The organism is Granulicella pectinivorans, assembly GCF_900114625.1.
Lineage (GTDB): Bacteria > Acidobacteriota > Terriglobia > Terriglobales > Acidobacteriaceae > Edaphobacter > Edaphobacter pectinivorans.
Genome location: NZ_FOZL01000001.1, coordinates 399,476 through 412,836, shown reverse-complemented (window position 1 = coordinate 412,836; position 13,361 = coordinate 399,476). Strand labels below are relative to the sequence as shown.

At 62.2% G+C, this 13,361-nt stretch carries 9 protein-coding genes; 3 read left to right on the top strand and 6 right to left on the bottom strand.

Translation table 11 applies throughout. The features are described from left to right. The first annotated feature begins 17 nt into the window (after positions 1–17). Positions 18–671, top strand: coding sequence for a hypothetical protein (locus BM400_RS01535; protein ID WP_141223770.1), 654 nt, complete (start codon positions 18–20; stop codon positions 669–671). Between the two features lie 243 nt (positions 672–914). On the opposite strand, the gene BM400_RS22715 is transcribed toward BM400_RS01535, so the two are convergent. The 5 genes from BM400_RS22715 to BM400_RS01510 form a co-directional block, all read right to left on the bottom strand. After that, entirely contained in the window at positions 915–2,072 is a 1,158-nt protein-coding gene (locus BM400_RS22715) for a bifunctional transcriptional activator/DNA repair enzyme AdaA (protein ID WP_281245473.1), read from the bottom strand. Between the two features lie 381 nt (positions 2,073–2,453). Beyond that, positions 2,454–3,302 (bottom strand): transglutaminase-like domain-containing protein, encoded by an 849-nt coding sequence (locus tag BM400_RS01525; protein ID WP_089835977.1) that lies wholly within the window; start codon positions 3,300–3,302, stop codon positions 2,454–2,456. A 195-nt stretch (positions 3,303–3,497) separates the two neighbouring features. Next, positions 3,498–4,694, bottom strand: a complete 1,197-nt coding sequence (gene metK / locus BM400_RS01520; RefSeq protein ID WP_089835975.1) for a methionine adenosyltransferase — start codon at positions 4,692–4,694, stop codon at positions 3,498–3,500. A 221-nt stretch (positions 4,695–4,915) separates the two neighbouring features. After that, positions 4,916–8,431 carry a TonB-dependent receptor gene (locus tag BM400_RS01515; protein WP_089835973.1) on the bottom strand — a complete coding sequence of 1,172 codons (3,516 nt, stop codon included), beginning with the start codon at positions 8,429–8,431 and terminating at the stop codon, positions 4,916–4,918. 288 nt (positions 8,432–8,719) lie between these two features. Beyond that, on the bottom strand, positions 8,720–9,190 hold the full coding sequence (locus BM400_RS01510) for a helix-turn-helix domain-containing protein (RefSeq protein ID WP_089835970.1): 471 nt from the start codon (positions 9,188–9,190) through the stop codon (positions 8,720–8,722). 152 nt (positions 9,191–9,342) lie between these two features. Between BM400_RS01510 and BM400_RS01505 the strand changes: the two genes are divergently transcribed. Together BM400_RS01505 and BM400_RS01500 are read left to right on the top strand one after the other, a co-directional pair. Further along, positions 9,343–10,443, top strand: a complete 1,101-nt coding sequence (locus tag BM400_RS01505; RefSeq protein ID WP_089835968.1) for an ABC transporter permease — start codon at positions 9,343–9,345, stop codon at positions 10,441–10,443. 68 nt (positions 10,444–10,511) lie between these two features. Further along, positions 10,512–12,185: a hypothetical protein gene (locus BM400_RS01500; RefSeq protein WP_089835966.1), complete on the top strand. Its 1,674-nt coding sequence runs from the start codon at positions 10,512–10,514 to the stop codon at positions 12,183–12,185. Between the two features lie 238 nt (positions 12,186–12,423). Here the strand turns inward: BM400_RS01500 and BM400_RS01495 are convergent, their stop codons facing one another. Next, positions 12,424–13,242, bottom strand: a complete 819-nt coding sequence (locus tag BM400_RS01495; RefSeq protein ID WP_175528813.1) for an energy transducer TonB — start codon at positions 13,240–13,242, stop codon at positions 12,424–12,426. Positions 13,243–13,361: the final 119 nt, after the last annotated feature.

The following is a 13,361-nucleotide window of genomic DNA, read 5'->3' as shown; positions in this document are numbered from 1 at the left end:
AAGAAGACAAGTGGAGAATGATGGCGATCTCGAAGATGCGGAAGTTTGTAATCGGTAGCCTTGGCGCAATGGTGCTGTTGGCTGGGGCGGGCGTAGCTTCCGCGCAGGGCAAGCTCGGAGCCGCGGCTCCTGTCACCTACACCAACAAGTGGGAAGGCTACCTCGGCTTCACCCTGAATAACTTTCAGGCCGGCCAGAACCTCACCTCGCACATGAACCTCGGCGGTATCGAGGTCGAAGGAACCCGCTGGCTGAATCAGCGCTGGGGCGTCGCCGCGGACGGACGCATGGACGCCGGCACCACGCCCGTCACGCCCAACCCCTACGACAACGCCCGCGTGCTCGTCTATCGCGAAACCTTCATGGGCGGCGTGCAGATGCGCGGACCCCGCAACCAGTACGCCGCACTCGGCCTCCAGGCCCTCGCCGGCGCATCCCACGGCACCTTCAGCCAGGGACCCAACGTGGCGCCTGAACTCGTCGGCCTCTACACCGACCGCACCAAGCCCATGTTCTCCCTCGGCGGCAACGTGGACGTCAACCTCTCGGCCCGCATGGCCATCCGCCTCGCACCGGCCATCATCCTCGAGCACTACGGCAACGAGACCCGCGAGTGGTTCGGTCTCTCCGGCGGTGTCGTCTACCGCTTCGGCCAGAAGACCCACCGCTAAACGCAGCGACGCAATCAACAGAAAAGCCCCGGATAATCCGGGGCTTTTCTGTTGATTGCTAGGTAGCCTTTAGCTCTTGTCTTGGCTTCTAGGTAGCCCAAGGCTTTAGCCTCGGGTCTCACAGGGCGTCAAAAAGTCGGGCTCTAGCCCCTTGGAGGATGCACTTCGATCCTCACCGAAACAGCGCAAAGCGGTCGCTGAGCGACACTCAAACCTCGCGTCCGAATCAAACGCGTGGAGCAGCTACGCAGGCTTTCCCAATTCGGCCTCAAGCAGCCGCTTCTTTCGCTCCACGCCCCAGCGATATCCCGTCAGCGCTCCATCCTTGCCGACAACCCGGTGGCAAGGCACCGCAATCGCAATCGGATTCGCCCCACACGCCGAAGCCACCGCACGCGACCCCGTCGGCATGCCGAGTGACATCGCCAGTTCGCGATAGGTCCTCGTCTCGCCCCGCGGAATCTGCCGCAGCGCCGCCCAAACCCTCTGCTGGAACGCCGTAGCCCGCACATGCGTCGGGAACAGCGCCGCCGCGGGATGCTCCGTCATCGAAGCCGCCACAAAGTTCACCGCATCCGCCAGCCAGCCCTTGTTCGGCTTCGCGACGGCCAGCGTAGCCTTCGAGAACCGCTCCCGCAGATCCTTCTCCAGCTCCGTGTCGTTCTTGCCGAACGCGATCGTGCACACACCCAGATCGGTGGTGGCCACCAGCATCCGCCCCAGAGGACTGTTCGTAATCGCATACCGGATCAAAAGCCCCGCGCCGCCCTCGCGCATCTCCTTCGGCTTCATCCCCAGCGTAGCGCCGCTGCCCTCATAGAGACGGCTCGACGAGCCAAACCCAGCCTGGTACATCGCATCCGTAATCGAGACCGGTCCCGCGGCCTTGGCCGCTCGAAGCCGGGCCCGCAACCCCACCGAGCCCTCGGCCGCCGGCGTCGGAGCTGTCTTCGGGGCGCGAATCTTTTCCTTGAACTTCTCCACCCGCTGCGCCTTGGCAAACTCACCCGGCGTCACTCCCAGCACGCGCTTGAACCCACGCAGAATCGTCAGGCGTCCCACACCCGTGGCCTTTGCCACATCCTCGAGCTTCGTCCGCTCGCCCGCATGTGTCTTCAGGTAGTCGGTCACCGCAGCGATGGCCTCCGCCTGCGGATCGTTCTTCGCCTCCACCTGCTTTGGGTCGCACCGCAGGCAGGCGCGATAGCCCGCCGCCTCAGCCAGTTCGGGCGTAGGGAAGAACGTCACATTCTTGCGCGTCGGCCTGCGGCTCGCGCAGCTCGGACGGCAGTACACCTTCGTCGACTTCACCGCGTACACGAACATCCCGTCCGCCCGCGCATCCCGCTCCAACACCTGTTGCCACTGTTTCCCAGGAAACACACTGGGAATCGAACTCACAACGTTTTCCATATCTTGTCCCTCTACCAGTATCCTCCACTCTGTTCGATGTTCGAAACACTCCGCAATGTTCAGTCAAAGTGGGCCCGGACAATCCCATTCCAGCCAACGGAAGGCCCCCACAGTCCAATCCCCGCCCCTCAACTGTCCGATTACCGAAACGAAACCAGACCACTTTTCCAAAATCTGCGATTACCGGCAAATGGCCACGCTTTCCATGCATTTCGCCACGTTTTACCGTCCAGAATTCTTCTGGTGAAACATTGGGCTTTTCGCATCGGCGCCCCGTAACCCCTTTAGAAGTCCACGATTACGGCAAGGCACCAAAATGATCCAGAACGGACCACTTTCGGGGTGCGTTTGCAGGCAGTGGTCCAGCCTCTAGGGCTTGTTTTCGACTGGAACCGGCGTCCCATCCGCATCGATTTCGTTCGATTCCACGAAGAACTTCACCAGATCCGCATTTCCAAACGAGGTAGTAATCGCGACATCCGCCGCATCCCGACCCGTCGCCATCAGCACGCGGCCATAGCGAGGCTCGTTATGGCGAGCATCCATCGTCCACCACCGCCCATCCAGCCACACCTGGTACCACGCACTGAAGTCCCCCGCACCGCTGTACGGAATGCGGATATCCCCAAGATATCCAGTCACATAGCGCGCCGGAATGTTCTGGCAGCGCGACAGCGTAACAGCCAGATGCTGGTAGTCGCGGCACACCCCCACGCGCTCGGTGAAGACATCCATGGCGGTTTTGGTGGGACGCGCCTGCTTGTAGTCGAACCGCACCTTCTCATGCACCCAGTCGCGAATCGCAACGGCGCGTGTCCACCCCGGCGCCATCCAGCCGAACAGGTCCTGTGCGATCGGCACAAAACGGTCGACCTCGCAGTACCGGCTAGGTAGCAGAAACTGAAGAACTTCGTCCGGCAAATTTTCAACCGGCGCCTGCTGCGCATACGCGGCGATCTCGTCCTTGCTCTCCGGCGCCTCCACAACGGCGTTGCCGGAGAGCTTCAAGAGCCCCGCGGGCGCCACAAAGCGTGTGCAGCGGTTGCCGAAGGAGTCCCGGTACTGGCGTGTGGGTACGGTGCCGGCCTCTCCCTCGACGGAGAGGAAGTTCCCGCTCCTGACGTTGCCTTCGATCGAAGGATCGAGATTCAGCAGGGCGACCATCGCGGTCGGGTGTTGCATCTGGAAGTGAATATCGAACTCGGTACGGATCAGCATAGGGGAAGGCAACCTCGAAAAAGGAAAGTGATGCAAAAGCGGTGAGGCAGAGCCATAGGATGACGCTGTGAGCCGGGGCGATGTATGGGGTGGTTCTCTAGAACTATCGGTTTCGTCCGGTGAAGTCCACTTAAACCGCAAAAGGAAAAGGGCGGACCCCGAAGGATCCGCCCTTTTCACGGCACTGCGTTTCGTCTACTTGGCAGCCAGAGCCGCAACCCCGGCCTGCTCCGCGAGAGCGGCGGCCTTGTCGGTCGCCTCCCACGTGAAGTCCGCTCCGGTACGGCCAAAGTGCCCGTACGCCGCGGTCTGCTGGAAGATGGGACGGCGCAGATTCAGCCCTTCGATGATGCCCTTGGGGGTGAGGCCGAAGTTCTTGCGAACCAGCGTCTCGAGCGTCTCTTCGCCCACCTTGCCGGTACCGAACGTGTCGACCAGAACGCTCACCGGCTCCGCCACGCCGATCGCGTAGGCAAGCTGGACTTCGCAGCGGTCGGCCAGGCCGGCAGCCACGATGTTCTTGGCGATGTAGCGCGCCATGTAAGCCGCGGAACGGTCGACCTTGGTCGAATCCTTGCCGGAGAAGGCTCCGCCGCCATGACGGCCCATGCCGCCATAGGTGTCGACGATGATCTTGCGACCGGTCAGACCGGAATCACCCATCGGCCCGCCAATGACGAAACGCCCCGTCGGATTGATGTGGTACTTGGTGTTTTCGTCGAGCAGGTTCGCCGGAATGACGGCCTGGATGACGTGCTCGAGGATCTCGGCGTGCAACTGCTCGTTGGTCAGAGTGCTCTGCGGATCCTTGTCGGCGAACTCGGCGTGCTGGCTGGAGATGACGACGGCGTCCACACGCACCGGCTTGTGGTTGGCGTCGTACTCCACCGTGACCTGGCTCTTGCCGTCCGGGCGAAGGTAGCCCATCTTGCCGTTCTTGCGGACTTCCGTGAGCTTCGCGGCCAGCTTGTGCGCCAGCGAGATCGGCGTCGGCATATACTCCGCGGTCTCGTTGGTAGCGTAGCCGAACATCATGCCCTGGTCGCCGGCTCCCCCGGTATCGACGCCCTGCGCGATGTCGGGCGACTGGCGGTTGATCGTCGAGATGACGCCGCAGGTGTCGCAATCGAAGCCCTTCTTGGCATCGTCGTAACCGATAGAGCGGACGGTCTCGCGCACGACGGTCTGGAAGTCCACGTAGGCCTTGGTGGTGATCTCACCGGCGACGACGACGAGGCCGGTGCAGGTCAGGGTCTCGCAGGCCACACGGCTGGTGGGATCCTGCGCGAGGCAGGCGTCCAGGATGGCATCGGAGATCTGATCGGCGATCTTGTCCGGATGGCCTTCGGTGACTGACTCACTGGTAAATAGAAAACGGTCGCGCTTCGCCAAGACAACTCCTTTGGTAGTACCTGTTCGCAGGGCCAGTCAACGGAGAACACACCGGACCAAACCCAATCCTATTATTTTACCTGCCCGTAGACCGTGCGGCAAAGCAACGGAGCTATTGGGGCGGAAGTCGCCCCGAACGGTGAGATCGTGCATTGAACGGGGTAAAGCAAAACGGCGTCCCTCGTGTCGAGGAACGCCGTTCTGGGTTGGTCGCGGGTGGTTTAGAAGCTGATCTTGCCGGCCACCTGCAGGATGCGAGCTTCGCGAGCGCCGTTGACGACGCCGAAGGTGCTCGGTGTCGTCGCGGCTACCGCAACGCCGTTGAAGTTGGTGTGGTTCATCACGTTGAAGGCCTCGCCGCGAAGCTGGAACTTCACCTTCTCGGTGATCTTGAAGTTGCGGAAGAGACCGGTGTCGATGCGATAGAAGCCCGGTCCCAGGATGGTGCCGCGCTTCGCGTTACCGGGCTGCCCGAGAGCAGCGCTGGGTGCGGCGAAGGCGCTGGTGTTGAACCAGCGCAGGCGGGTGTGGATAGGGGCACCGCCGTTGGCGGAGTTCGGATCGGAGACTTGATCCGGACGGAGGCCAGCGGGGCTTGCTCCCAGGATGGCGAGACCGGCAACGTCGGCGTTGGTCACACCGTTGATCGCAATACCGCCCGAAGAGGAGACGGTGAGCGGTACGCCGGACTGTGCCTGCAGGATGCCCGAGATCTCCCAGCCGCCGAGCGTCCGGCCAAGGAGGCCCTTCTGCTCGTGCAGCCACGGCAGATCCCACACGCCGTCGATGGTTGCAATGTTGGTGCGGTCCGAGGGGCTCTTTCCGTAGTCGGCGTTGATGTTGTACGCGTTCTGGGGCGGGCCGCTGCGATCCGCGGGGCTGTTGGTCAGCGACTTCGACCAGGTGTAGTTGCCGTCGATCATGCTCTCACCCTTGAAACGCTTCTTCACCGAGACCTGCAGCGAGTTGTAGTTGCCGGTAAAGATGTTCTGGATGGAGTACATGCCGCCGTAGCCCTTGTAGGGGCGGATCTGGTTGGCGAGCAGGGTCTGGGTGGAGTTCAGGAAGCCACCCACGGGCAGGATACCCGCGGCCTTGGCCGCGCCGGGCTTCAGCGAGTTGATATCGATGTAGCCCAGCAGATGGGTGTCATGCGCGCCGACGAAGGAGACGTCGAGCACGAGCGACGAGGTCATCTGTTGCTGAATGCCCATCGAGTACTGTTGCGAGTAGGGGGTGGAGAAGCTTGAATCCGTCGAGTAGATCGTCGGCAGCGCGGTGCTGGCGGCTGCTGCGGTTCCACCCGCCGGGTTGGCCAGGTTGGTGTAGGTGTAGTTTGCCGTCCCGACGTAGGGAGGGTTGTAGAAGATGTTCTGCTCGAAGCTGCCGTAGAGCGAGGCGTCGAACGCTACGCCATAGCCCATGCGGAAGGCGGTCTTGCCGTCGCCGAAGACGTCGAACGCAAGACCGAGGCGTGGAGCGAAGTTCTTCGTGTCTGCCTTGCCGACCGCGCGGCCATACGGTGAGGCATGTCCGTAGCTGCCGGGCGTGCCCAGAATGATGCCGTTGAGGGGATCGAAGCTCGGATTCGGTACACCCGTGTTCAATCCATACGTGTTGGCGCACGGAGCGGTGTAGCAGATCTTGCCCGCCGAATCGATCGTCGGGGCGTTCGCTGCTACGTAGGTTGCGGGGTCGAAGTTCGAGAGCTGGTTGTTGTTGTCATACGGCTGCTGGAAGTAGGAGTAGCGCACGCCGAGGTTCACGGTGAGGCGAGAGCTGACCTTCCAGTTGTCCTGGATAAAGGCCTCGAACTGCCTGGCATGCATGTCCGGCGTGCGCACGCTGGAGTTCTGCGTGAAGCCGCCGGTCGCGGTGCCGGTCAGGAAGTTTGCGAAGCTCTGTTCGAAGGTGTTGTCCAGGTTGCTGGTGGCCTGGGAGGCGGTGGGCAGCGAAGCGGTGGTTGCGGTGAAGGTGAATCCGCCTGCGTTGCCGCCGGTCAGGTTCTCGGTCTTCTCGTACCAGTCGATAAGGCCGCCGAAGATGAAGGTGTGGTTGCCCAGGATCTTCGTGGCTGTGGCGAACGCGTTCTGGTTCACGTTGTAGTCGTTGTAGATACCGGCGTTGGAGATGCCGGTGAACCCGGTGAAGGTGAGGTTTGGGATGACGCCCAGGCCGTTGGCATAGGGCAGCTTGATGGCGTTGACAACATCCGGCGAGTTCGCCGTTGAGGCGGCGCCGATGGGCGTGCTCAGAATCGCGCCCGACGAGTACGCGTAGCCGCCGTCGAAGAGCAGCGTGGGACGAGCCGCGTAGGTGGCGTGGATCAGGTGCTGGGTTGCCGGGGAGCGAGTTGAGGTGGTCTGGACGCCGGGAAATCCGCCGCTGGAACCGTAGCCGCTTGGCTCCTGGGTCGGGATGCTGTCATGCACAAGACGGTAGAAGACGTTGATCTTCTGGCCGATCGCCTGGTCGACACGCGCGACCTCCTGGGTGTCGTTGTAGATGTTGCGGGCGTTGTAGGTGTAGGCGTGCGGATCCTGGCCGGAGCCGGGGTTGGGCAGGGGAACGTTGGCGTAGATGTCCTTGAGGTACGCCTGTGCCGCCGGAGAGATGGTGGTGACCTGTGTCGTACCCGCATCGTTGCACTTCGCTCCGCCTGGGGCGAGGTTGGTGCAGATGGCGAAAGGGAACGTTCCGGCGCGCTCAGCAGCGGTTGGGACGAGCGGAGTGGTCGTCGTGTAGGAGATCACACGGCGGAACTCCTGCGAGTAGAAGAAAAAGGTTTTGTCGTGACCGTTGAAGACCTTGGGAATCCATACCGGACCGCCGAGCGTGAACCCGAAGTCGTTGTAGCGCAGCGGAGGACGCGCGGTCGGAATCGCGGTGAGCTTGTTGAAGTAGTTGTTGGCGTTCAGGGCGTCGTTGCGGAAGAACTCATACGCATTGCCGTGGAAGGCGTTGGTGCCGGAACGGGTAACGACGTTGATCTGTCCGGCGGCCGACCGGCCGAAGGCAGCCGAGTAGATGCCGCGCTGCGTGTTGAACTCGGCGATGGCGTCCACCGAAGGGAAGGCGAGCAGGGTGAGGTTCGAGCCGCGATCGACGTTGTCCGCGCCGTCGATGGTCCAGTTGTTGGCGCTGGTGCGCTGTCCGCCGACCGAAAACTGGACGGTGTTGGCGGTTCCAAGGGGGCTTGTGGGGCCAATGTAGATCTGGTCGTTGGTGCCGGCGTAGGCGACACCAGGCTGAAGAGCCAGAAGCTGCTCATAGTTGCGCGTGTTCAGCACAAGTTCGCGCATCTGGGTCCCGTTGATCAGGCCCGAGACGGAGGCGTCCTGCAGGTTGACAGCCAGCTTGTCGGCGGCGACATCGATGCTCTGGTCGACGCTGCCAACGGTAAGGGCGCTGCTGACGGTGAGGTTATCGTCCACGTGCAGTACAAGACCGACGACCTGCACGGTCTTGAAGCCGGCTGCTGCGATCTTGATGTTGTACGTGCCCAGAGGCAGCGAGGTTGCGCTGTACACGCCCGAGCCGTTGGTGGCCACGGTGCGGATATCACGATTCTGGTCGGTGTTGGTAAAGGTGACGGACGCGCCCTTGACGGCGGCACCACTTGGATCCTTGATCGTTCCGCTGATGGAGCCGGAGACCTCTTGCGCATATGTCGAAACAGAACATAGCGCCACGACTGCCAGAATGGCAGTCCATAGAACGCGTTTCATCATTCGCATCACTACCTCGTAAGTTTGTTGCTTGATTTAGGCAGACGTGCTCTGCCGTTCGCCCCCGCAGCGGTTCCCGGATAGCCTTCGATTCAGCTCCCTCGTCCGCACGTCGGCTCTTCCTTCCATGCCCGAACCCTTGAGGCTTTCGCCTGTGCCCGGCTTGAATGTGGGATTACGTTATCCCAGCCACTTGGGGAGGTGGTCTGAGCAGCGTTTCCAGTTCAGTCATGGAAAAAATGGAAGATTACAAACAAGTAAAGAACGCGGCTCACCGGATGTCAATGCGGGGCCGGCCTAGCTTTGTCCGCCGGTCCTTGCCGGAAGAACCATTTCCGCAGGGTTCGCGTGCAGAACCAGCTTTGCCCGCACCACATAGTGCCATGCCGCCCATGCCGAGGCAGCCAGCGCCGCCAGAAGAAGGAAGACCCCAATCCAGCGCCAGCCCATGCCGCGACGTTCCGGAGCGCGATTCTTCTTGACGTTCTCCGCGAACTCCACCCAGTCGCGCTCGCTCCCGCTGGTGACGCCGAGCTCCTGGCAGCTCTTCTCGAAGCGTTCGAGCCATTCCGCCTCTTCAAGTCCGAGTGCCCCGACATAGCTGCGCACGATGCCCTTGCGGAAGACCCCACCCGGCAGGTCGCCGTACTCGCCGGCTTCGAGCAGCCGCACGTTCTGCGGCGAGAGCTTGGTGACAGCGCAGATCTCCTCCACGGATATCCCGCGCGCCTCCCGCTCTGCTCTCAACTCATCGCTGTACCGTGTCATCTTCGGTCTTTCGGGAGAAAGTCGTGCAGCCTGTCCAGCCTCATCTTCGCCGATTATTTCGTGCTACGCCGCTATGGCCTCAAATTTTATTCAACCACCGTCACTTTGAGAAACCCCAAGGACTGCCGGAAGTAGCCGCATATACTCGTAAGGTGACCAAACTTGTCGTCGGCAATCTCATCCATCGTCCCCTCCGCTCCCTGATCAGCGCCTTTGCCGTCGGCATCGAGGTCATCATGATCCTCTCGATCGCCGCCGTGATGTTCGGCATGCTGAACGGAACCAAGACCCGGCAGAGTGGGATTGGGATGGATATGATTGCGCATCCGGGGGCGGCTTCGAACCTGGTTGGTCAGACCAGTGCGTCCGCCTCGGTGAAGGATGCCGCCGTTCTGCTCAGGCTGCCCCACGTGCTGGTGGCGGCACCGGTGTATGTGAAGCTTGTCGCCGGGGCGTCGCTCGAGAACATCTATGGCATCGACTTTGCGAGCTTCGATGCGCTGAAACCGTTCGTCTTCTTGTCGGGTGGGCCGTTCCAGCACGACTACGACATCATCGTCGACGACTTTGTGGAGGCCAAGGGCTTTCATGTGGGGTCGAAGATGAAGGTGCTGGGGCACGAATTCACGGTCTGCGGCGTGGTCGAGCATGGCAAGGGCGGGCGTAAGTACATTCCGATCAAGACGATGGGCGACATCGACACGAATCCCGGGAAGGCCAGCCTCTTCTATCTGAAGACGGAGAACCAGCCGCAGTTCCAGGAGGCGGTGCGCAAGGAGCTGCTCGCGACCGACGGGCTGCAGGACTGGGATGTGCAGACGCTGCAGGAGTTTCTGGACACGATCACACCGGAGCGCATGCCGGGCTTCAACATCGCGCTGCGGATCGTGGTGGGGATTGCCAGCATTATCGGGTTCCTGGTGATCTTCCAGTCGATGTACACGGCGGTGATGGAGAGGACGCGCGAGATTGGCATTTTGAAGTCGATGGGGGCTTCGAAGGCTTATATCGTCTCCGGCATTCTGCGCGAGACGGGGCTTCTGGCTGCGGTGGGGATCGTGTTCGGGATCGCTTCGACTTATCTTTTGCGGGCGATTCTGCACTACAAGATTCCGGCGCAGGACTTCTCGCTGACTCCCCGCTGGGTTGGGATTGCCACGCTGATCGCCTTGACCGGCGCTTTGTTTGGAGCGCTTTACCCGGCGTTGAAGGCAGCTCGCAAGGATCCGATCGACGCTCTTTCGTACGAATAGCGAGCGGGCGAGTCGCTGTTGCGGCTTGATTATCGCTGCGCGTCCACGCAGAATGAGCTTTAACCCGATTGCCTCATCCAAACTCCATCCCGCCCCGCGCGTCGCTCGGCCTGCGCGTTCTGCACGCTGGCATGCTTGCCGCCGCGGCGGTGCTGTTTGCGCTGCACTATGTGCATCTGCGGGCGGACTTTCCGAACAATTCGCCATGGGAGGACTGGTCGAAGTACACGGATGAGGGCTGGTATGGGGATGCCGCGATCCGGCACTACCAGTTGGGGCACTGGAACGTTCCGGGAGACTTCAATCCTGCGGCGGCGCTGCCGGTTTGGCCGTTCGTGGAGGGGCTGCTGTTCCGGTTTACCGGGGTGACGCTCTCAGCGGCGCGTGCGCTCTCGGTGACCGTGTTTGGATTGATTTTGCTGGCTTCGTACCTGCTGATCCGGCGCTGGCGACCGCGTGCGCATGGGGAGCCGACGCGGCAGAATCTCTCCCCGGCACTGTCTGTCCTGCTTCTGGCGGCGAGCCCGTTTTGTTTTGTTTTCACGCGATTGGCGATTCTGGAGCCGATGCTGATCCTGCTGACGCTGCTGGCTCTGCACGCGGCGACCTCCGCGCCGCGGGCTCTCGCGAGGGCGGGATGGCTCGAGCGTTGGGCTCCGACGGTGGGGCTCGGGCTTCTGCTTCCGCTGGTGGTCCTGACCAAGACAACGGGGCTTTTCCTGATGCCGGCGGTGGCCTTTCTGTTGTGGTCCGCGTCGGGGAGGAGGTTGGGGCCTTTCCTGCGGACGGGCGTTCCGGCTGTCGTGATTGGGGTTCTGGGGTGGCTGGGGTATTTCTTGGTCGCGGTGAGGCCGCACTACCTGGGGGACTACCGCTACCTGTTTTCGGCGAATGCGTATACGGGCATCACGCTGGGGACGGCGGTTTCCGTGGTTTGGGATGCTTTTACGAGCGGGATGTGGATTGGCCGGCTGCTGTATCCGCTGGCAGTGCTGGCGGTGGTGATCGCGCTGGTGCGGGTGCGGACGCTTAGAAGCCAGCCGCTGATGGGGACTCTGATCCTTTGGTCGGCTGGATATGGGGCGTTTCTGGCGTATCACGACAATCTGCAGCCGCGCTATTACCTGGTGATCGCGGTTCCGCTGACGCTTCTGGTGGCGCTGGTGTTCGAGCCGGCGTGGCATATGCTGCGTCCGGTGTTTCATGCGACGCACTCCACGCCGGCGCGGCCTGTGCTGGCTCTGGCATCGATGTGTGCGCTGGCGGCGGTGGTGTTTACGGATGTGCGGCAAAGCGTCTGGTATGTGCGGCATCCGCAGTTCACGCTGGTGGACGCGGCACGGTCGCTGGCCGAGGTGGTGCGGGCGAATCCCTCGCAGAGCGCCCTGGTGCTGTCGATTAGCGGCTCGGATCTCTCTCTGATGACGGGACTTCCGAGCATCTGCGACGACTTCGGTACGCTGGATCTGGCCAAGCGGGTGGCTCTCTACAAGCCGGGCTGGTATGCGGCGTGGAACGACCTGGAAGACGACAAGATGGATGCGTTATCGCGGTTTTACACGCCGGTGCGTGTGGCGACGTTTCCGGCGATGGACGATCCTGATCGTAACCTGTTGATTCTTTACCGGTTGGATCCGCGAAAGACGATCGAGCCCGCTCCGAAGAGGACGCGCAAGCCGATTCCCAAGTCGCTGCAGACGAAGATCGGACAGCAGCCGAGCGTGCAGCAACTGGAGCACTAGAGGTCTGACCACCGGTCCTAAAAAGTGGTCTGGAGTAGACCGTTTTCGGTGCCTGGTTTGTGTCGCCCGTATCCTGGCGATCTAAAGGAGTTATGGGCCGGCGACGCGAAAACCCCCATGTTTCACCAGAGACTTTTTGGACGCTAAAACGTGGGATTTTGCATGGAAAATGTGGCCAAAAAGCGTGAAAAACGTGTTCGTGCAAAGTGGTCTGTTTCTGCTTCGATAAACGCACTCACTACCGGAGGGGCGGTCTGGGGGCGAAGGTCTCGGCGATGTCGAGCTTCATGGGGGCCGGTGCGCCGGAGGCCTGGGCGGGGGTGAAGGTCCAGCGCCTGACCTGCTCGATGGCTCGGGCGTCGAGGCCGTAGCCGAGGGGCTTCAGGACGGAGACGAATTTGACGGCGCCGTGCTCGTCGACGGTGAGGCGCATGAGGAGGGAGCCGCGCACCTTGTCGTGCTCGGCCTCGGGGGTCTCGGGGACGTCGGTGCGGTGGGCCAGGGTGGGGGGCGCGGTCACGGTTGCGGGGGCGGGGTAGACGGGTTCGCCGTCCCAGGCGATGTGGGGGTCGAAGTAGTGGCGCCAGAAGTCGGGCATGGAGCGCTGGAGAGCGGGGTCGATGCCGATGGAGAAGATCCGGGCGAGGGTCTCTTCGATGGGCTCGGTGCCGAGAAGCTGATTCGAGGGAGAGCCTGTGCCGGGGATGGCGACGAGGATCTTGAGGTGCTGGTCCTTCTGGGGGTGCCGCTCGAAGAGCTGGTTGTCGGGGTTGAAGCGGATGGCGACCCGGACGCCGTCGAGCTCGAGGGTCGCGGGGTCGATGCGCTTGATGGCCTCGAGGTCGACGCCGGCGAGGGTCCAGTCGGTGGACTTTGGGGTGCCTTCGGCTTTGCCGGCGGGGTCGTAGTGGAGCTCGTTGGGGGCGTAGAAGCCGCGGAGGATGAGGGAGCGGCCGATCCAGCGGGCGGCGGCGGCCAGGGTGGGGTCAGGGCTCTGGGCATGGATGGGAGCTGCGGCCAGGGCGATGGCGAGGATGACTGCGGTTCTTGCGTTCACGGTTTTCCTCCGCATGATGCGTTGGATGCTTTGGGTGGGATCTGAAGCAAAGATTTTGGGGGATAAAAAGGATGGGAGACGCGCTCTGCGAGCGGCCCGCGAGGAGGACAACAAGGCAT

What these genes read in the sequence shown, in the direction of transcription:
- BM400_RS01525 (WP_089835977.1), bottom strand. Translation starts at nt 3,302, where the DNA reads ATGCTGATCCGTACCGAGTTCGATATTCACTTCCAGATGCAACACCCG.
- BM400_RS01515 (WP_089835973.1), bottom strand. Translation starts at nt 8,431, where the DNA reads ATGCGAATGATGAAACGCGTTCTATGGACTGCCATTCTGGCAGTCGTG.
- BM400_RS01510 (WP_089835970.1), bottom strand. Translation starts at nt 9,190, where the DNA reads ATGACACGGTACAGCGATGAGTTGAGAGCAGAGCGGGAGGCGCGCGGG.
- BM400_RS01535 (WP_141223770.1), top strand. Translation starts at nt 18, where the DNA reads ATGATGGCGATCTCGAAGATGCGGAAGTTTGTAATCGGTAGCCTTGGC.